Here is a 17,530-nt window from a genome sequence, read left to right as displayed (position 1 = left end):
GCCTCCCTGCTGTCACGGCGAACGACGGCGGGTCGTCTGCTCAACGACAACGGCTTCGCCGGCGGAACGGCGGGGCGCGGCGGGCAGTGGCTCGCGCGCCGAGGCATAGCCGAGCCGGACCACCACATATGGCTCGCCGATGTCCGCGATCATGCTGCGCAGCAGGTGCCTGGGCCACTCGACCTCGACGGCGTCGCTGAACGGTGCGGTAGCCAAGCCGTCCGCGGTGGCGAGCAACAGCAGCGCCGACAAGGCCTCTCCGCCGCGGAGCAGGTTTGCCGGCTGGTCATCCAGGCCGAAGACGATGACGTACGCCGCTCCCTGGTCATGCGCCGAACCGGGAGCGAGTCCGAGGGTGCCGCCCGGAGTGAAGTCGCGCACCGGGACCCGGCGAAGTTCCGACCGCACTGCGGTCGCCGGTGGCACACCGTCGCCGCTGAAGCCGGGCCGGTTGGTCCACCTCTGCAGTTCGGCCCGATAGGCCGGGTCGTCCAGCTCCGCACTGCCGGCAAGCTCGGCGGAGATCGCCAGCATGACGACCTGGTCGGGGCGGACCACATGCAGATAGGCACCCTCGGCCTCGACGAACCGGCGCAGTTTCGTCAGTTCGAACTCGGTCACCTCCTGCTCGCCGAAGGCACGGCGGTCCGTCCTGCGGCGCGGCAGTGCGGCGGCCATCCGCTGCGACTCCGGGTCGGCCGGCACCTCTTCGCCAAGCGTGATCCGGGCCAGAAGATCCGGGCGCGAGCTGTCCGGCCACCGCTCGACTGCTGCCGACCAGCCCGCAGCGGCCAGCGCGGTCCGGGCGTGATGCAACGCGGCACCGCAGCTGATGGTCAGCAGCCGGCCATCCGGGTCGGTGCTGTCCAGCTTTCGGGTCGGATCGGCGTACAACTCGAGCGTGTTGCCGACGACTCGCCAGGTCCACGGCTGAGTGTTGAAGACCGATGGCGCATGCAGCGACGCCTCGGCGGCCTGTTCGAGCACCTTCATCGGACACCTCCAGTCCTTCTGCCTCTCACGCTTCCGGTTCAGCCGGTCTCGGATCAGGGCCGAAGGTCCCGTTGTCACCTGACGAGTGGCCCGTCCGGCTCCGGTTCGTCTCCCCAGGAACGAACCTCTCAGCCTTGATTCAGGACTTCGCCGATGCGGGACAACAGTTCGGCCCGGGTGAAGGGCTTGGTAATCAGGACGGTGTCGCGGTCAAGAGCGTCGTCGCCGATGACGAATGGCTCCGCGTACCCGGACATGTAGGCCACCCGAAGCCCCGGCCGGGTCGCCGTGATTTGCTCGGCGAGCTCTCGGCCGTTCATGAACGGCATGATCACGTCAGTGAGCAGTAGGTCGATGTGGTGGGGGAAGTCTTCGGCTACCTTGATCGCCTCGGGGCCGTTTCCGGCGGTCAGCACCTGGTATTCGTTGCGCGTCAGGATTCTCTTCGTCACCTCGCGAAGCGCTTCCTCGTCCTCCACCACGAGAACGGTTGCACGACCGTGCTGCTGCGCCGGAGCCGGCGCCGGTTTCTCCAGGACCGCCGGGGTTTCGTCGGTTACCGGGAACAGCGTGATGAAGGCGGTGCCGGCGCCGGGTGCGGTGTTGATGGTGACGAACCCGCCGGCCTGGGTGATGATGCCGTAGACGGTGGCCAGGCCGAGTCCGGTCCCCTTGCCCGCTTCCTTGGTGGTGAAGAAGGGTTCGAAGACGCGATCGAGCACCTCGGTAGGAATGCCTGTTCCGGTGTCCGCCACCCGGACGCGGACGTAGCGGCCCGGCGGCGGTGCCGGACGTGACGCTGCGTCGGTAGGCGTGGTTACCCGGTGGTTGGTCGTGTGGATGGTCAGGGTCCCGCCATCCGGCATGGCGTCACGGGCGTTGACCGCCAGATTCATCAGGATCTGCTCGATCTGTCCCGGGTCGGCCAGCACGGGGCACAGGTCCTCGTCGAGCTCGACGTGCAGTTGGATGTGTTCGCCGAGGGCACGGCGCAGCAGCTGTTCCACCTCCCGGATGACGCCGTTGAGGTCCAGTACCTGAGGCCGGACGACCTCTCGGCGACCGAATGTCAGGAGTTGGTGGGTCAGCTCGGTGGCGCGGGTGCCCGCCCGCAGGACCTGCTGCAGGTCGGTTGCCGCCTGGGTCCAGTGACTGTCCGGGTCGGCCGCGGCGGCCTCCTGCACCTGTTCGGTGACGAAGCTGGTGTAGTTCAGCATCACTGCCAGCAGGTTGTTGAAGTCATGCGCTACTCCGCCGGCCAGTTGACCCAGGCTCTCCAATCTCCGGGACTGGTGTAGCTGTGCCTCCAGCCGTTCCCGCTCTGCCGCGGCGACCAGCCGTTGAGCCTCGGCCTCGAGTCGGAGGCGCTGGGCCTGCGCCTCCACGCGTTCGGTCACGTCCCGGATAGCGGCTGACACGATCACCCCGTCCTCGGTCTCGAGTGCGGAGAGACTGACCTCGGCCGGGAACTCCGAGCCGTCCTTGCGGCGGGCACGCAACGGGCTTCCCGCACCCATCGGGCGTGGCCGCGGATCGGCGAAATACCGGTGCCGCAGGTCTGGATGCCTCGCGCGTACGTCCTCAGGCACAAGTACTTCGATCTTCTGCCCTATCAGCTCGTCACGTCGATAGCCGAACAGCCGCTCGGTCTGGGCGTTAACCAGCGCTATCGAGCCGTCGGCGGCCGCTCCCACGATGGCGTCGGGCGCGGCCTCCAGCAGACCCCGGAATTTCGCCTCCACCCGGAGCCGGTCGCTGACGTCGCGCACCGCGGCGATGACGAAGGTGTCCGGACCCGCGTTGACGGATGACAGCGAGATCTCAGCCGGGAACTCGTTTCCGTTCTTGCGGCGGCCGGTCAGGGGAGTGCCGGCGCCCATCGGCCGGGGCCGAGGGTCGGCCCAGTAGCCCCGGCGATGCGTCGGATGCGTGGAGCGGGCGTTCTCCGGAACCAGAATTTCAATGGGCTGACCGATCAGCTCATCTTGTGCATATTCGAACAGTCGGACCGTTTGCGCGTTCACCAGAGCGATCCGGCCGTCGGCCCCGACCACGATGATGGAGTCCGGTGCCGCCTCCAACAGGCCGATCAGCATCGCGTCGGAAAGTTCACTCATTCAGACTCCAGTCGCTTCCCTGACCCGCGGCAAGGTCGCGGGTGGCGGACTTGAGCCCATCCTCCTCGGAAAGAGGGACGCAGTTTCTGGTATCGACGAATGAATCGAGGGCCACGGAAACCTCCGAGGCCCCAGCCGGCGAGCCCGGAGTCCCATAAGCCCGGACGGTGAGAGCTGAAGGTCATTACCGTCCGGGTCAGGGCTCCGTCGTCAACCGCCGGGCACGCAGTGCGTGTGCCCACCACGGCCGCCGCTCCGCCGCCCGCAACGGCGGAGCGGCGGACCGTTTCAGGCTGAGCCAGCCGCCCGGGCCCATCGTCACCGCACCGATAGCGGGTGGTCGGCGACGGGCGATCCCGACGGCGACCGCCACGGCGGCCACCGTCGCGAACGCCATCGAGCCGAGCACCAGAGCGGTGACATCCACGGCCGGCACGAACGTGGTCCGCTCCGGGCGCACCACGTACGCGCCGATCTCACGCTCGCCGGAGCGAACGGGGATCACCTCGTGCCGGCTGTCGAGGGCGGTGACCATGGCAGTTCCCCCTATCTGGTGTCGGAGGCCGTCGCGGCGGCGGTCGCCGCCCGGCCGGCCTCGAGACGAGCAATCGGGATCCGGAAGGGCGAGCACGACACGTAGTCCAGGCCGGCCGCGTGGAAGAACCGGACCGAGGCGGGGTCGCCGCCGTGCTCGCCGCAGACGCCGATGGTCAGGTCCGGCCGGGTGGCGCGGCCGCGCTCGACGGCGATGCGCACCAGCTCGCCGACACCGCCGGCGTCGATGGTCTCGAACGGGGACACCGCGAAGATGCCCAGCTCGAGGTAGCGGCCGAAGAACGCTCCCTCCACGTCGTCGCGGGAGAAGCCCCAGGTCATCTGGGTCAGGTCGTTGGTGCCGAAGGAGAAGAACTCGGCGGCAGCGGCGATCTCGCCGGCCGCGAGCGCGGCTCGGGGGACCTCGATCATCGTGCCGATCCGGATCTCCGGTGCCCCGTGGACGCCGGCCAGCACATCCTCGGCCTCCGTCCGTACGGCCTCAAGCTCCTGAACCGCGCCGACCAGCGGAACCATGATCTCCGGCCGCGGGTCGCCGCCGGCGGCGACCCGGGCGGCCGAGGCCTCCGCGATCGCCCGGACCTGCATGGCGAAAAGACCAGGAACAACCAGACCGAGGCGTACGCCGCGCAGGCCCAGCATCGGGTTCTGCTCGTGCATCCGGCGCACCGCGGTCAGCAGCGTGCCGTCGCGGCCCGGGTCGGCGCCGAGCGCCTCGGCCCGGGCGACCCGGGCGGTGAGCTCCTCCAGCGGAGGCAGGAACTCGTGCAGCGGCGGGTCGATCAGCCGTACGGTGACCGGCAGGCCGTCCATCGCGGCGAACAGTTCCTCGAAGTCGGCGCGCTGCAGTGGCAGCAGCGCGGCGAGCGCGGCTTCCCGTTCGGCGTCGTCGGTGGCCAGGATCAGTCGCTCGACCAGAACGCGCCGGTCGCCGAGGAACATGTGCTCGGTGCGGCACAGGCCCACGCCGGTGGCGCCGAAACGCCGGGCCCGTGCCGCGTCGGCGCCGGTGTCGGCGTTGGCGTGTACGCCGAGCCGGGCCTGGTGATCAGCGTGGATCATCAGGCGTTCGATCGCGGACAGCAGGGCATCGCCGTGCGCGGTGAGCTCTCCCTCGAAGTAACGGACGACTCGGGACGCGTGCACCGGCACCGAGCCGGCATAGACGTGTCCGGTGGTGCCGTCGATCGAGATGACGTCACCGGCCCGCAGAGTCTGCCCGGCCACACGGACCGAATCCTCGCCGATCTCCAGTTGGTCGGCCCCGCAGACGCAGGTCTTGCCCATGCCACGGGCGACCACGGCGGCGTGCGAGGTCTTGCCACCCCGCGAGGTCAGGATGCCCTGGGCCGCGATCATGCCGGGCAGGTCGTCCGGGTTTGTCTCCCGGCGCACCAGGATCACCGGCCCGGTCGCGGCGGCCGCCGCAGCCGAGTCGAAGACGATCGCCCCGACCGCCGCACCCGGCGAGGCGGCCACCCCGGTGGTCAGCGGGGCCGGCGCCGCGGTCCGGTCGAAGCTGGGGAACATGAGCTGGGCGAGTTGCTCACCGGTCACCCGCTGCAGCGCCTCGTCGAGGCTGATCGTGCCCTCGTCGACGAGTTGCGCGGCGATGACGAACGCGGCGGCTGCGGTGCGTTTGCCGACCCGGGTCTGCAGCATCCACAGCTTGCCGTTCTCGATGGTGAACTCGATGTCGCACAGGTCGCGATAGCGCTGCTCTAGCCGCTGCATGATGGACAGCAGCTGCCCGTAGCTCACCGGGTCGATGGTGGCCAGCTCGGTCAGGCCGACGGTGTTGCGGATGCCCGCCACGACGTCTTCGCCCTGCGCGTTACGCAGATAGTCGCCATAGCTGCCGCGGCGGCCGGTCGCCGGGTCGCGGGTGAAGGCCACGCCCGTGCCGGAGTTGTCGCCGCGGTTGCCGAAGACCATGGCCATCACGTTGACCGCGGTGCCCAGGTCCGGTGGGATGCGTTCCTGCCGGCGGTAGAGCACGGCGCGTTCGGCGTTCCACGAGCGGAAGACCGCCGTGACCGACAGGAACAGCTGCTCGTGCGGCGATTGCGGGAAGTCGCGGCCGGTGTGGGTGTGGAAGACCTTCTTGTACGCCGCGACGAGGTCGTGCAGCTGTGCCGTGGTCAGCTCGGCGTCCGTCCGCACGCCGGCGGCCGAACGGGCATTTGCCAGCTCGGTCTCGAAGTCCTCGCCGGGAATGTCGAACACGGTCTTGCCGATCATCTGGATCAGGCGCCGGTAGGAGTCCCACGCGAAGTGCTCGTCATTGCTCTGCCGGGCGAGCCCGGCCACGCTGGTGTCGTTGAGGCCGATGTCGAGAATCGTCTCCATCATCCCCGGCATCGAGAACTTCGCCCCCGAGCGCACCGACAGCAACAGCGGGTCGCGCGGGTCGCCGAACGTCTTGTTCAAACTTGTCTGCATCAGGCGCAGATGATGTTCGAGCTCCGCGAACAGGCCGGTCGGGACGGACCCGGTGCGCAGGTATTCCCGGCAGGCGTCGGTGGTGATGGTGAATCCGGGCGGGACGGGCAGCCCCATCCGGGTCATCTCGGCCAGGTTGGCGCCCTTGCCCCCGAGCAGGTCCTTGAGGTCTTTGTTGCCTTCGATGAAGTCGTACACGTATCTGGACATTTGCTCCTCATCCCCACTCGTTCACGGTCGCTCCTCCCTCGTTGGTAGCCCCGCGTCGGTCCCGTCCAACAGGGCCGTACGTCCCTACTGGACAGGCCCCGGCAGTGCGAACGTGAAGACAGGGAGGGACTATGAAGACCTGGATGACGGCCGGTGCCGGTTTGGCGCTGGCGGGCCTGGCGGCGGGCGTCGTCTACTCGAAAGCCGCTCGCCGGTGGTGCCTCACCTGGGGAGCCACCGCCGAGGAGGCGACCGCGCGGTTGCTCGGCGACGAGCTGCTCGCCGACCCGGACATCAAATCCACCCGGGCCATCAGCGTCGCCGTGCCGCCGGCCGCGGTCTGGCCGTGGCTCGTGCAGATGGGCAGCGGCCGTGGTGGCGCCTACACCTACGACTGGATCGAGAATCTGTTCGGCCTCGGCATGCACAGTGCTGACGAGATCCTGCCGCAGTACCAGAACCTGTCCCTCGGCGATGTCCTACCGGTCGGTCCGAACGGGCCCGGCATGCGCGTCAAGATTTTCGAGCCCGAGCGGGCGCTGGCGTTCCGATCTGTCGATGGCAACTGGGTCTGGGCCTTCCACCTACGCCCCGATCCCGGAGGCACCCGATTGATCAGTCGTAACCGGATCGCCGTGCCGGATGCCTCGTGGCCGTCGCGGGTCGTCAATCGGGTCGTGATGGAGCCGGGCAGTCTGATCATGGAACGCCGCATGCTGCTCGGCATCAAGGAACGCGCCGAGCGGGCCGCCGGCCTGGCAGCGGTCTGACGTCGATGCCGCGACCAGCCGTGAGTTCGGCGGCACAGGGCTCGGTCTGACGATCAGCCACCAGCTCGTTGAGCTGATGGCCACGGCAGCGCTGCGCGAGCGCGAGGCGCCCGGCGAGCACGTCCCCATCGGTCGAGTCCACCCGTAGGAATTGTATCGAGCACCACCGTCCCGGCATTTCACTCAGGGGTGCACGAGGATCTTCACTGCGGTGTCGTTGTGGTCGATCAGGGTGTGGATGCCCTGGTCGACGAGGTTTTCGAGGGAGATCCGCGCGGTGATGAAGGGTGTGAGGTCGACCTTGCCGGTGCGGACGAGGTCGATCGTGGCCGGGTGGTCCCGGACGTAGGCGATGGTGCCGCGCAGGTCGATCTCCTTGAGGACGAGGCGCTGCATGTCGATCGACGCCGGGTGGCCCCAGATGGACACGACGACGATCACGCCGGCCGGCCTGACCGCGTCGAAGAGCTGGTCGAGTGCGGCGTTGACGCTGGAGCACTCGAAGCACACGTCGGCGCCGGCGCCGTCAGTGAGCTCGCGGACGCGGGCCACGACGTCCTCGGTTCCGGGGTCGAGGACATGGTCGGCGACTCCGGTGGAACGGGCCATCTCCTTACGCGCCTCGCTGAGCTCGGAGATGATCACGGTGAGACCTTCGGCCTTGAGGACCGCGGCCAGCAGCAGGCCGATCGGCCCGGCGCCGGCGACGAAGGCGACGTCGCCGGCCTTGGCACCGCTGCGGGTGTACGCGTGGTGGCCGACCGACAGGGGCTCGATGAGGGCGGCCTGGTCGAGCGGGATGTCGCCGATCGGGTGCACCCATCGACGGTCGACCACGACCTTCTCGCTGAGGCCACCGCCGCCGCCGGCAAGGCCGATGAATCCCATGCTGGTGCAGAGGTTGTAGTTGCCGGCCTGACAGGGTGCGCAGGTGCCGCAGACGAAGTACGGCTCGACCACGACGTTGTCGCCGACGGCCAGGTCGGTGACGCCCGCACCCAGCGCGGTGACGGTGCCGGAGAACTCGTGTCCCATGGTCACCGGGGCGGTCTCGTGGGTCAGCGGGTGCGGGTGCCCGGCGGGTGAGATGAAGATCGGGCCTTCCAGGTATTCATGCAGGTCGGTACCGCAGATGCCACACCAGGCGACATCGATCGCGACGGCGCCGGGGCGCAACTCAGGCTCCGGTACGTCTTCGATGACGATGTCCCTGCGGGCGTGGAAGATTGCTGCCTTCACGACGGATGCTCCTTCCAGAGCGGCCCCGAACGGACCACAACTGGACGGTAAGCACCTCGGGGCCGGCGAGTCAGAGTCTCCTGACCCTTGAACCGGAGGAACAAACCGCCTTCCGCAGGTCCGAGTAGGGCCGGAGGTCCCTGTCGTACGGGTCCGTGCGGGCCGAATATGAGAGGGAACGCCATCGATCGAAGGTGAGGCCATCATGAGAGGACTCGTGTACGGCGGACCCGGAACCAGGTCGTGGACCGAGATCCCCGATCCGGCGATTCAGGACCCGCGAGATGTGATCATCCAAGTTGACGCCGTCACCATCTGCGGCACCGACCTGCACATCCTCGGCGGTGATGTGCCCGAGGTGGAACCCGGAAGGGTGCTCGGCCACGAGGCGGTCGGCACGGTGGTCGAGACCGGCAGCGGCGTCGGCGGGCTGGCAACGGGCGACCGGGTGCTCGCCTCCTGCATTTCCGCCTGCGGCATATGCCGCTACTGCCGGGAGGGCGCCTACGGCCAATGCCTCGGCGGTGGCGGCTGGATCCTCGGGCACCTGGTCGACGGAGTGCAATCCGAGTTCGCCCGGATCCCGTTCGCCGACCTGTCCACCTACCGGCTGCCCGACCGCGTGAGCAACGAATCAGCGGTCCTGCTCGCCGACATCCTGCCGACCTCGTACGAGGTCGGAGTGCTCAACGGCCGGGTACGCCCGGGCGATACCGTGGTGATCGTGGGCGCCGGGCCGATCGGGCTCGCCGCCGTCGTCACCGCTCGGCTCTACTCGCCCGCCCACATCATCGTGATCGACAAGGCCACGAGCCGTCTGCAAGCGGCGAAGATGTTCGGCGCGGACACCACTGTGCTCGCCGGCCTGGACGAGCCCCTCGAAACGGTCCGGTCGCTGACCGGTGGCCTCGGCGCCGACGTCGTCATCGAAGCGGTCGGCACACCGCAGACATTCGAGCTCTGCACGACACTCGTACGGCCCGGTGGCCGGGTCGCCAATGTCGGCGTGCACGGCAAGCCGGCCACGCTGCACCTCGAAGATCTGTGGATCCGTAACGTGACCATCACGACGGGCCTGGTCGACACGTACTCGACACCGAAGCTGCTCGACATGCTCGTCGCCGGGCAGCTCGACCTCGGCCACATGGTCACGCACCGGTTCGGCTTCGAAGAATTCATGACCGCGTACGACGTCTTCGCCGATCCCACCCACAGCGGTGCGCTGAAGGTGCTGGTCCACCGGTAGAGCGCGGCCGGGCCGGGCCGGACCGAGTCCCGGTCCGGCCTGGCGAACAGCAGACGAGGAGGGACGGCATGGGCACCATGAGTCCCTGGCCGCAGATGCGTCAGGGCGCGAAGGAACATCCGATTCCGGCGTTGCAATATTTGCTTCGAGCCCGCGGGTACGCCGTGGTCGTGGATGGGCTGTTCGGCCCGGCAACCACTGCGGCCGTGCGCCAGTTCCAGCAGCGGCACACGTTGCTGGTGGACGGCATCGTCGGTCCCCGGACGTGGGCCAGCCTGGTCACCGTGATCCGCCGAGGCTCCGAGGGCGATGCGGTACGGGGCGTCCAGGAGGAGTTCCAGTACCGCAACCTTTGCGGCTGCGCCGGCGAGTGGAGCGTGGTCGATGGCATATTCGGGCCGCGGACCGAGGAGGCCGTGCGCAACTTCCAGGGGGCCGTCCATGCGGAGGTGCCGTCCATGACCGTCGACGGCATCGTCGGTCCGTTGACGTGGCGTGCCCTGGTCAGTGGGATGTTCTCGTTCTGATGCCTGGTCGAAGAAGCGCAGCCGGAGGCTGTCCGGCGTCGCTCTTCCGTAGAGCGCTGCCAGCGCTCGCCGGTCTGCTGGCCGGACCGCCCGGACCGTTACGTTTCCGCCGGTCCGGGTTGGCGTCGGTGACGATGGCCGCCCTGGGCTCATGGCCCCTCCCATTTCTGGTTCCCAGCTCGATTGTCGGCCGCGCTGAGGCCTGAGCCGAGAGCGCGACGTCCGCTGACGCAGGGCCGGAAGCCCTGGATCGCAAGGCCGCAGGGCACTAGGGCCATAGGGCTCTGTCGATCAAATTGCGATCCGCCCGAGCATGAAAGCAGGAGGTGATGAGGATGTTGTTCGTGGCTGTGTTCTCGGCCGCGGGAGGACGATCGGCACACGCTCGCGGCTCCGCCGGACCTCGGCTCCAGCTCCTGAACGGCATACGAACATGGACGATGCGACGATGTCAGGCGACGGCCGGCCAGTCGTGGCCGGTGTCGATGGAACCAGAATGTGGAAAGCAGTGGTCGACCTGGCGGCCGCCGAGGCGGCCCGCCGATCGGCCCCGCTGCTGATCGTGCACGCCTGGCCGGGACGTTATTCCGGACGGACTCGCCGGAAGGCGGACGGCACATCCGGAATCCAGTGCCGGCGGCTGCTCGATGCGATCGAAGACCGCCTCACGTCGGCCGCCTGGAGGGTGCCGGTGCGCACCGAGCTGATCCATGGCGTCGCCGGCGAGGTCCTTGCTACCCACTCCCGCAACGCGTGTCTGCTCGTAGTGGGGCACGGGGACAGGTCCGCGCCCGGCACGGGTTGGGGCTCAACCGCGACCCACCTGACCCAAAACTGCACGTCGCCATTGCTGGTGCACCGTGGATGGGTGGGCTATCGCGGGCCGATCATCGCTGGTGTATCCGCCCAGCCGGGCGAGAGGTCAGCCGCCTACGCATTCGAGCTGGCTGACCAGATCGGTGCCCGGTTGGCGGCTGTCCATGTGTGGGACCGCGCGCGACCAGGTCACGACGGCGTTCCGTCCAGGCCGCTGGGTGGAAACAATCTGGAGCGAAACGAAGCGGCGCGGCGGCTGGCCGAGGCTCTGAGCGGCTGGTCCGCAGCCTTTCCGCAGGTCGCGATGCAGGCCGTGCTCATCTCGGAGCTCGACCTGCCGTACACCCTCGACCAGGCATCCCGGCGAGGCCAGCTGCTGGTCGCCGGCATGGGACGCCAAGGCCGGGTTGCTGGACTGGTCGCCGGCTCTGTCCGCCCGGCGGCCGGACGGCACCTGCTCTGTCCGGTGCTGCTGGTTCCGCCAACCTGGACGATGCCTGCCGACGCGTCATGATCCCAGAAGGTGGTGTGCGGAATGATCATCGCAAGCGGCGTGAAGCACTGGGTAGCCAACGTACGAGCCGCGCACGGCAACGTCGTGCTGCGCCGCGGCCGCCGGCAGCTGGTCCATCTGGTGGAGGTCGACGTTCAGGATCGTGGGCCGATCCTGCGCCGCTTCCTCGCCGTCGCTCCAGGGGCGAGGCCACACATCGCGGTTGATCGCCACGCCCCGCTCACCGCGTTCGAGGCCATCGCCGGGCAGTACCCGGTATTCCGGATCGCGAGCACGACTCGCGATACTGCTTGGCCGGGTTACCAGGCGTCGATCTGAATCGTCTCGCGAGGCTCCCGGCGAGGTGAGACCGGCGGCAAATCACCGGAGTCGGCATAACCCAGCCGTACGATCAGGTAGGGCTCGCCCTGGCCGTCCGGCAGTAGTCGGCGAAGCAGCTCGCGTGGCCAGGCCACCTCGACTGCCTCGCTGATCGGTGCCGTCGACACGCCCTCGGCGGTTGCCACGAGCAGCAGGGCCGACATCGCCTCGCCGGCACGGAGCAGGTCGAAGGGATGGCCGCTGGAGCCGTGCACGATCACGTACACCGCTCCCTCGTCCTCGCCGACACCGGCGAGCAGGCCAGGTGATCCGCTGGGCAGAAGGTTGCGCGCGGGCACCCGCCGGTGAGCCGGCTCCACGGCCGTGCCGGGTGGTACGCCGTCGCCGGTCCAGGCCGGCCGGTGCGTCCACCGGGTCAGCTCGTTGCGGTGGGCCGGACTGAAGTATTCGACGTCGGCCGCCTCCTCCACCGCCACCGCGAGCTCCGGCACCCGCGCGTCCGGGACCTGACACAGCCGGGCACCCTCGGCCTCGACCTGCTCGGCCAGCAGCGTCAGTAACGCCTGCGGAACCTGGCGCTCCCCGAACGCCCGGCGATCGGTCCGCCGGCGGCTGATCGCGCCGGCGAGCCGCGCCGCCGACGGATCCGGCGGGCCGTGACCCACGACCCGGACCGTGGCCAGCAGGTCGGGCTGCCGTTCGTCGGGGAGGCGGTCGATCTCGGTCTGCCAGCCCTGAGCGCCGAATGCCATCCGTGCGTGGTGGAGCGCGCCGCCGCAGCTGAGCAGCAGGAGGCGTCCTTCCGCATCGGTGACGCCAAGACGGCGCTCCGGGTCGGACCACAACCGCATCACGTCCCCGCGGATGTGCCACCGCCACGGCTGGGTGTTGAACACCGACGGCGCACGCAGGGAGACCCGGGCGGCCGACTCGAATGCAGCGCGCGCCGCTGAGCGCGTAACGGGACCACCGGGACTGTTCATCGTAGAGGCCTCTCCTCGTTACATCCCCTCAGGTTGCCACCCGTCGCTGGGATCGGGCAGGGCCGTTGGACCCGGCTAACACTGGCCGGGGTCCTATGGGATCTTGCTGACATCGGTGACTTTCGCCCCTGTCGGTTTGCTGGCTGGCGTCCAACCGTGAAATCTGAAGGCTGGGTGGCCGCTCCGACGCAACCGAGCTGGCCAGATGCCATCGACCCGGCCGAGATCCTGAATCGAGGTGGGCCCCATGTTCGTACGCAATCGTTTGGCAATGTTGTTCGCGGCGGCCTTGTTGTTCGCCGGTGTGGCGGTGGGGACGGGCGAGTCCTCGGCTGCGGCGCCTCGAGCGACCACGGCTGCGACGGCAGCGGACCACGTGATCACCGTTCGCGGCGCCGGTCCCTTCCGGATGGGCGTTGGTCTTGAACGCCTTTCCTCGGCCGGCCTGCTCAGCTGGGTCACCGACCCGGACAGTGCGGGTGTTCAGCTGGCGGGATCCGCGGGCGCTTGGGCCGGCGAACTCGTTCTCACGTTCCACCGCGGCGTCCTGATGGTGCTCGAAACCGACACGAGTGCGGTGCGCACCGCGGCCGGCGCCCGGGTCGGCATGTCCTTCGCCGAGGTGGAGAACATCTATCGCGGCTACGGCGAGCTGATCAACAACGATCAGGGCCGGACGGCGTACGTGGTTCCGGCCGGGCACATGGTGATCCTCCTGAGCGACCATCCGATCCGTCCCGGTGTCGGGTCCATCCAGGCCGGCCCGCTCTGCATCATCCTGCAGGCCTTCCTCGACAGTGAGTGAACTGTCAGACGGCGATGTCGCGCCGGCCGTAGCGCCAGGTGCCGGCGGCGGCGAACAGAGCGGCGAACCCGAGCAGCAGCCCTCTTGTTCAGGTCGAGGTCCCAGTTCGCCGCGAGCTTGTCGATGCGCCGGGCGGGAACGCCGCCGCGCAGGTCGCCGAGGTAGGTCAGCAGTTCACCTCCGGTCTGCCGATCCGTCAGTTCATCGCGTCACCCGGCGGGCGGCCCGCACGTACACCGTGCCGACCGCCTCGCTGAGTTCGGCGCTCAAGGTCAGCGCGTCTTTCAACCACCGAAACGGCGCGATCTTCGCGGCATCCTTCTCGAACACCACCACACCACCGACGTTGCGTTCGTACGCGCTGACAGCCAGCCGGCCGACCGCGCAACCGAGACGCCGCCGGCGGTCCCGCTGTCCTGCGATTTGAACGGACATGGCCAACCTCCGCGGGAGCGCATCGGACAAACTTCCAGCTCTATCGTCCTCCGTGGGCCGGCCGCACGTCAGGGCATGATGTCGCACCTCGCCGTTACCAAGGCCCTCGGGGCCGAGCCGTTGGTCCCTTACCGGACCGATGCCCGGGACCTTCGTTATGTCTGCATAGGACCGTTTGCACTGCCGTCCCATACCAACGCGCAGCAGTGAGGTGGGCGGCGCGCGCGGCGCACCGACTCCAGCTGCCGCTGCGAGTAACCCACGCCTTCGATTGGTCTACATCGTTCGCCGTCCCGAGAGCGGGCTCTGCTGAGCTCTGATGGAAATCGACGGGTCGGCGCAGCGCTGATCACCGCATTGCTGTGCCTGATGAACATTCCCGCGGTGAGCACCGCACGAGAAACCTTCCGGATACCGACCGCGCAGTTCGGTACGCCGGCTGCGCAAACGGCGCGGCTGGACGGCGCCGCGAGCGCGGCCTCCTGGTGCCGGTCCGCGGTGCGGCGCCGGGCGTCGGCTGGGCTACCGGCCGTCGTCCGGCCTGCCAGCCGGGGTGACCAGGCTCGCCTGAACCGGATCCCCGGGCCGGCTAGCCGAGGTAGGTGGGACGGATGGCGGGTGGGATCGGTCCCTTGTTGCGGCGGCCCTGACCCATCTCCTCCCACGCGTGGGCGAGGATGCCCACGCTGCGGCTGAGCACGAACAGCCCGCGCGCGAGGGGAGCGGGGAAACCCAGTTCGGCGTAGATGACGGCGGTGGCGCCGTCGATGTTCATCGGGATGGGCCGGCGCCGGCCCTCGTTGAGGGCGGCCTCGACCGCCCGCGCGGCGCGGGCGTGCTCGCCGTCGACGACGCCGGTGCGCACGGCGTCGTCGACGAGAGCCAGCAGGGGATCGCGGCGCGGGTCATGGGTGTGGAAGCGATGGCCGAATCCGGGCAGGTAGCGGATTCCGCGCTGCCGCCAGGCTTCGATCGTGTCGGCGACGGCGTCCTCGAGGAGGGAGCCGCCGGCCTCGCGACCGCGGACCTCTTCGAGCAGTTGCACGCATTCCTGACCGGCGCCTCCGTGCGAGTCGCCGAGCGTGTTGACGGCGCTGGCCATCGCGTTGTTCAGCCCGACACCGCAGGTCGCGCTCATTCGCGCGACCGCGATCGAGGGAGCGTGCGGGCCGTGGTCCACGCCGGCGACCAGCGCTGCCTCCAGCAGCCGAGCCTGATCCGCGGTGGGCCGGTCGCCCCGGACCATCAGCCAGATCATCGCGCCGAAACCGGTTGTCCCGATGAGCTCCTGGACCGGGATGCCGCGAAGCTCGATCAGGTTCGGTTCGATGCGGGACACCGCGGTGCCCCACCAGTCGGCAGCTTGCTCGTTGGTCATGGTTCCCCACCTTACCGAAGGTCCGCTCAGTGGTCCATGAGGTCCGTCTAACGGTCGATCTCAGTACACCTCGATCTTTCCGGTGGGGCGGGGGCTGAAGCTGTCGTTGTAGAAGTACTCGCCTCGCCGCTGGAAGGTGTAGCTGAACGATTCGCCGGGCTGGAGCCGGATGTCGAACAGGCCCTCGAAGAACTGGGTGGCTCCGTGTGTGTTGATGTTGCCGGCCGGGTTGGTGAAGGTGACCGTGGTGCCGGCCGGCACCCGCAGGTGGGTCGGGGCCATGCCGTTGACGGCGGTCGACTCGATGCTGCCGACCGTGCCGGTGGTGGCGTCGTAGGTGCGGGCCAGGACCACGGTGTTGTTCACGATGCTGCCCTCGACCGGGCCGCCGGAGACCGGGCGGCGGATCACCGGTGGGGTCGGGGTGGGTGCGGGTGGAACCTTCCCGCCGATTTTGAAGGCCCAGAGGAAGTCGCCGCGGGGTGCTGAATCGCCGTACGGGATGCCGGTGCCGCCGGCGTAGACCGCGAGGTACTGGGCGCCGTCGACCTCGTACATGATCGGGCTGGAACTGATCGACGCGCCGGTCTGGAACCGCCACCGTTCCCGGCCGCTGCCGTCGTCGAGGGCGAGCAGGTTGCCGTCGGGCTGGCCGATGTAGATGAGACCGCCCGCGGTGCTCAGCACGCCGTTGCCGTGAGCCAGCGAGTACGGCATCCGCCGCTTCCAGCGCACCTTGTTGGTGGCCGGGTCGACCGCGACGACCCCGCCGGTCTGGTACTCGCCCGGCGGGCGCAGGCCGTTGCTGGCCTCGGTGAGCGAGTGGGCGGCCGCGACGTACGCGTACCCGGTATAAACCAGCCCGGAGGAGTGACTGAACGACTGGTGGTTCCAGTCGGCGCCGCCGCCGTGGCCGGGGATGGACAGCACCGGGACGTCCCAGTGCGGATCGTAGAGCTTGCCCTGCACGTAGTTCGGGACCGCCCGGTTGGGGTCACCGGGGACCGAGGTGCCGAGCGGCTGGTCCACCACGCGGTTCTCGGTCCACGGCCCCTGCCGCGGGAACGGCTGGGTGGGCCAGGTCTTCTGCCGCGGCTCCTGCGGGACCGGTACCTCGTCGATGCCCAGCGGCGCCGAGCCGTCGGTGCGGTCGAGGATGAAGTACATGCCGGACTTGCTGCCGTACACCACGATCTTGCGCAGCCGGCCGTGGATCCGGACGTCGGCCAGGACCGGCGCCATCACGTTGTCCATGTCCCAGATGCCGTGGTGGATGGACTGGAAGTGCCAGCGGTACTTCCCGGTCTTGAGCTCCAGGGCGACGATCGAGCTGGAGAACAGGTTCAGGCCCTCGCGGCCGGAGCCGTCCTGCGACGAGTTGTTGCCCCGGGCGTTGCCGAAGGTCCAGTAGACCAGGCCCAGCTCGGGGTCCAGCGCCGGGTGGATCCATGGGGTGGCGCCGCCGACCTGCCAGGAGTCGCCGGCCCAGGTGTCGTGGCCGATCTCGCCGGGTCCGGGTGTGCCCCAGAAGTTCCAGGCCAGGGAGCCGTCGACGGCACTGAGGGCGAGTGCGGCGGCCCGGACGCTGTCGTGGGTGCCGACGTGCAGGAGGCCGTCGTGGTACGTGATGGCGACCTTCTCCATGTTCCCGTACCCGGTGATCTGCTTTTCCCAGACGACCGCGCCGGTGGCCTGGTCGAGTGCGATCACCCAGTTGCCCTTGCCGTGGGTGAAGACCTTGCCCTCGCCCACCGCCACCCCGCGCCGGGTCACGGTGCCCCGGGTCTGGGTGTATTTCCACTTGGTCTGCCCGGTCCGGCCGTCGACGGCGAAGACGTTGCCCAGCGCCGACTCGATGTAGAGCACGCCGTCGACCGCGACCGCGGTGCTCTGGTTGGTGCCGGTGGTCAGGCCGCCCTCGATCCGGTTGACCCAGGCCGCGCCGAGCCGGTTGACGTTGCCGGTGTGGATGTCGCCGAGCGCGGAGTAGTTCTGGTTGCCGTAGTTGCCGCCGACCTTGGGAAAGTCTTTGCCGCCGGGCGTGGTGCACGACCGGTCGGCGGCGGCCGCGGCCGGGCCGGTGGGCAGCTGGGTCAGCGTCGTCGCGGCGGCTGCGACGGCAACTCCTTTGAGGACGTCTCTGCGGGGAACCTCGATCGCCACGTTAATTCCCTTCTTG

Annotated in this window: 15 protein-coding genes; 6 read left to right on the top strand and 9 right to left on the bottom strand. The window is 69.0% G+C overall.

Features of this window, described 5'->3' with window-relative positions; all coding sequences use genetic code 11:
• Positions 1–12: 12 nt before the first annotated feature.
• From Ate02nite_RS30235 to ppdK, 4 genes are all read right to left on the bottom strand, one after another.
• Positions 13–993, bottom strand: a complete 981-nt coding sequence (locus Ate02nite_RS30235) for an Acg family FMN-binding oxidoreductase (protein WP_203811245.1) — start codon at positions 991–993, stop codon at positions 13–15.
• 128 nt (positions 994–1,121) lie between these two features.
• Positions 1,122–3,110 carry a hybrid sensor histidine kinase/response regulator gene (locus tag Ate02nite_RS30230; RefSeq protein ID WP_203811244.1) on the bottom strand — a complete coding sequence of 663 codons (1,989 nt, stop codon included), beginning with the start codon at positions 3,108–3,110 and terminating at the stop codon, positions 1,122–1,124.
• Positions 3,111–3,306: 196 nt separating this feature from the next.
• Complete coding sequence (locus Ate02nite_RS30225; protein ID WP_203811243.1) at positions 3,307–3,645, bottom strand: hypothetical protein; 339 nt, start codon at positions 3,643–3,645, stop codon at positions 3,307–3,309.
• 11 nt (positions 3,646–3,656) lie between these two features.
• Entirely contained in the window at positions 3,657–6,317 is a 2,661-nt protein-coding gene (gene ppdK, locus Ate02nite_RS30220; protein WP_203811242.1) for a pyruvate, phosphate dikinase, read from the bottom strand.
• A 131-nt stretch (positions 6,318–6,448) separates the two neighbouring features.
• Here ppdK and Ate02nite_RS30215 point away from each other — a divergent pair, with 131 nt between their 5' ends.
• Positions 6,449–7,087, top strand: a complete 639-nt coding sequence (locus Ate02nite_RS30215; RefSeq protein WP_203811241.1) for an SRPBCC family protein — start codon at positions 6,449–6,451, stop codon at positions 7,085–7,087.
• 183 nt (positions 7,088–7,270) lie between these two features.
• On the opposite strand, the gene Ate02nite_RS30210 is transcribed toward Ate02nite_RS30215, so the two are convergent.
• Entirely contained in the window at positions 7,271–8,326 is a 1,056-nt protein-coding gene (locus Ate02nite_RS30210) for a 2,3-butanediol dehydrogenase (protein ID WP_203811240.1), read from the bottom strand.
• 205 nt (positions 8,327–8,531) lie between these two features.
• On the opposite strand from Ate02nite_RS30210, the gene Ate02nite_RS30205 reads away from it, so the two are divergent.
• The 4 genes from Ate02nite_RS30205 to Ate02nite_RS30190 all read left to right on the top strand — a co-directional run bounded on the left by Ate02nite_RS30205 (position 8,532) and on the right by Ate02nite_RS30190 (position 11,747).
• Positions 8,532–9,572 (top strand): zinc-dependent alcohol dehydrogenase family protein, encoded by a 1,041-nt coding sequence (locus Ate02nite_RS30205; protein ID WP_203811239.1) that lies wholly within the window; start codon positions 8,532–8,534, stop codon positions 9,570–9,572.
• 68 nt (positions 9,573–9,640) lie between these two features.
• Positions 9,641–10,099, top strand: coding sequence for a peptidoglycan-binding domain-containing protein (locus tag Ate02nite_RS30200; protein WP_203811238.1), 459 nt, complete (start codon positions 9,641–9,643; stop codon positions 10,097–10,099).
• A gap of 433 nt (positions 10,100–10,532) precedes the next feature.
• A complete protein-coding gene (locus Ate02nite_RS30195; RefSeq protein WP_203811237.1) occupies positions 10,533–11,429 on the top strand; it encodes a universal stress protein in 897 nt (298 codons plus the stop codon).
• 21 nt (positions 11,430–11,450) lie between these two features.
• Complete coding sequence (locus tag Ate02nite_RS30190) at positions 11,451–11,747, top strand: hypothetical protein (RefSeq protein ID WP_239147803.1); 297 nt, start codon at positions 11,451–11,453, stop codon at positions 11,745–11,747.
• Here the strand turns inward: Ate02nite_RS30190 and Ate02nite_RS30185 are convergent.
• Positions 11,729–12,733 carry an Acg family FMN-binding oxidoreductase gene (locus Ate02nite_RS30185; RefSeq protein WP_203811236.1) on the bottom strand — a complete coding sequence of 335 codons (1,005 nt, stop codon included), beginning with the start codon at positions 12,731–12,733 and terminating at the stop codon, positions 11,729–11,731. The genes Ate02nite_RS30190 and Ate02nite_RS30185 overlap by 19 nt on opposite strands.
• 376 nt (positions 12,734–13,109) lie before the next feature.
• Here Ate02nite_RS30185 and Ate02nite_RS30180 point away from each other — a divergent pair, with 376 nt between their 5' ends.
• Positions 13,110–13,538 (top strand): hypothetical protein, encoded by a 429-nt coding sequence (locus Ate02nite_RS30180; RefSeq protein WP_239147802.1) that lies wholly within the window; start codon positions 13,110–13,112, stop codon positions 13,536–13,538.
• 201 nt (positions 13,539–13,739) lie between these two features.
• Here the strand turns inward: Ate02nite_RS30180 and Ate02nite_RS30175 are convergent, their stop codons facing one another.
• From Ate02nite_RS30175 to Ate02nite_RS30165, 3 genes are all read right to left on the bottom strand, one after another.
• Positions 13,740–13,973, bottom strand: coding sequence for a hypothetical protein (locus tag Ate02nite_RS30175; RefSeq protein WP_203811234.1), 234 nt, complete (start codon positions 13,971–13,973; stop codon positions 13,740–13,742).
• Positions 13,974–14,562: 589 nt separating this feature from the next.
• Entirely contained in the window at positions 14,563–15,351 is a 789-nt protein-coding gene (locus Ate02nite_RS30170; RefSeq protein WP_203811233.1) for a citryl-CoA lyase, read from the bottom strand.
• 60 nt (positions 15,352–15,411) lie between these two features.
• Positions 15,412–17,514, bottom strand: coding sequence for an outer membrane protein assembly factor BamB family protein (locus Ate02nite_RS30165; protein WP_203811232.1), 2,103 nt, complete (start codon positions 17,512–17,514; stop codon positions 15,412–15,414).
• Positions 17,515–17,530 lie beyond the last annotated feature (16 nt).

The organism is Paractinoplanes tereljensis (assembly GCF_016862435.1).
In the GTDB taxonomy this organism is placed as follows: Bacteria; Actinomycetota; Actinomycetes; order Mycobacteriales; family Micromonosporaceae; genus Actinoplanes; species Actinoplanes tereljensis.
The sequence above is the reverse complement of the archived record's forward strand: the minus strand, read 5'-3'. Positions and strand labels throughout refer to the sequence as shown.

Coding starts and splice junctions, on each gene's coding strand:
- Ate02nite_RS30235 (WP_203811245.1), bottom strand. CDS start 993: ATGAAGGTGCTCGAACAGGCCGCCGAGGCGTCGCTGCATGCGCCATCG.
- Ate02nite_RS30230 (WP_203811244.1), bottom strand. CDS start 3,110: ATGAGTGAACTTTCCGACGCGATGCTGATCGGCCTGTTGGAGGCGGCA.
- Ate02nite_RS30225 (WP_203811243.1), bottom strand. CDS start 3,645: ATGGTCACCGCCCTCGACAGCCGGCACGAGGTGATCCCCGTTCGCTCC.
- ppdK (WP_203811242.1), bottom strand. CDS start 6,317: ATGTCCAGATACGTGTACGACTTCATCGAAGGCAACAAAGACCTCAAG.
- Ate02nite_RS30215 (WP_203811241.1), top strand. CDS start 6,449: ATGAAGACCTGGATGACGGCCGGTGCCGGTTTGGCGCTGGCGGGCCTG.
- Ate02nite_RS30205 (WP_203811239.1), top strand. CDS start 8,532: ATGAGAGGACTCGTGTACGGCGGACCCGGAACCAGGTCGTGGACCGAG.
- Ate02nite_RS30200 (WP_203811238.1), top strand. CDS start 9,641: ATGGGCACCATGAGTCCCTGGCCGCAGATGCGTCAGGGCGCGAAGGAA.
- Ate02nite_RS30195 (WP_203811237.1), top strand. CDS start 10,533: ATGGACGATGCGACGATGTCAGGCGACGGCCGGCCAGTCGTGGCCGGT.
- Ate02nite_RS30190 (WP_239147803.1), top strand. CDS start 11,451: ATGATCATCGCAAGCGGCGTGAAGCACTGGGTAGCCAACGTACGAGCC.
- Ate02nite_RS30185 (WP_203811236.1), bottom strand. CDS start 12,733: ATGAACAGTCCCGGTGGTCCCGTTACGCGCTCAGCGGCGCGCGCTGCA.
- Ate02nite_RS30175 (WP_203811234.1), bottom strand. CDS start 13,973: ATGTCCGTTCAAATCGCAGGACAGCGGGACCGCCGGCGGCGTCTCGGT.
- Ate02nite_RS30170 (WP_203811233.1), bottom strand. CDS start 15,351: ATGACCAACGAGCAAGCTGCCGACTGGTGGGGCACCGCGGTGTCCCGC.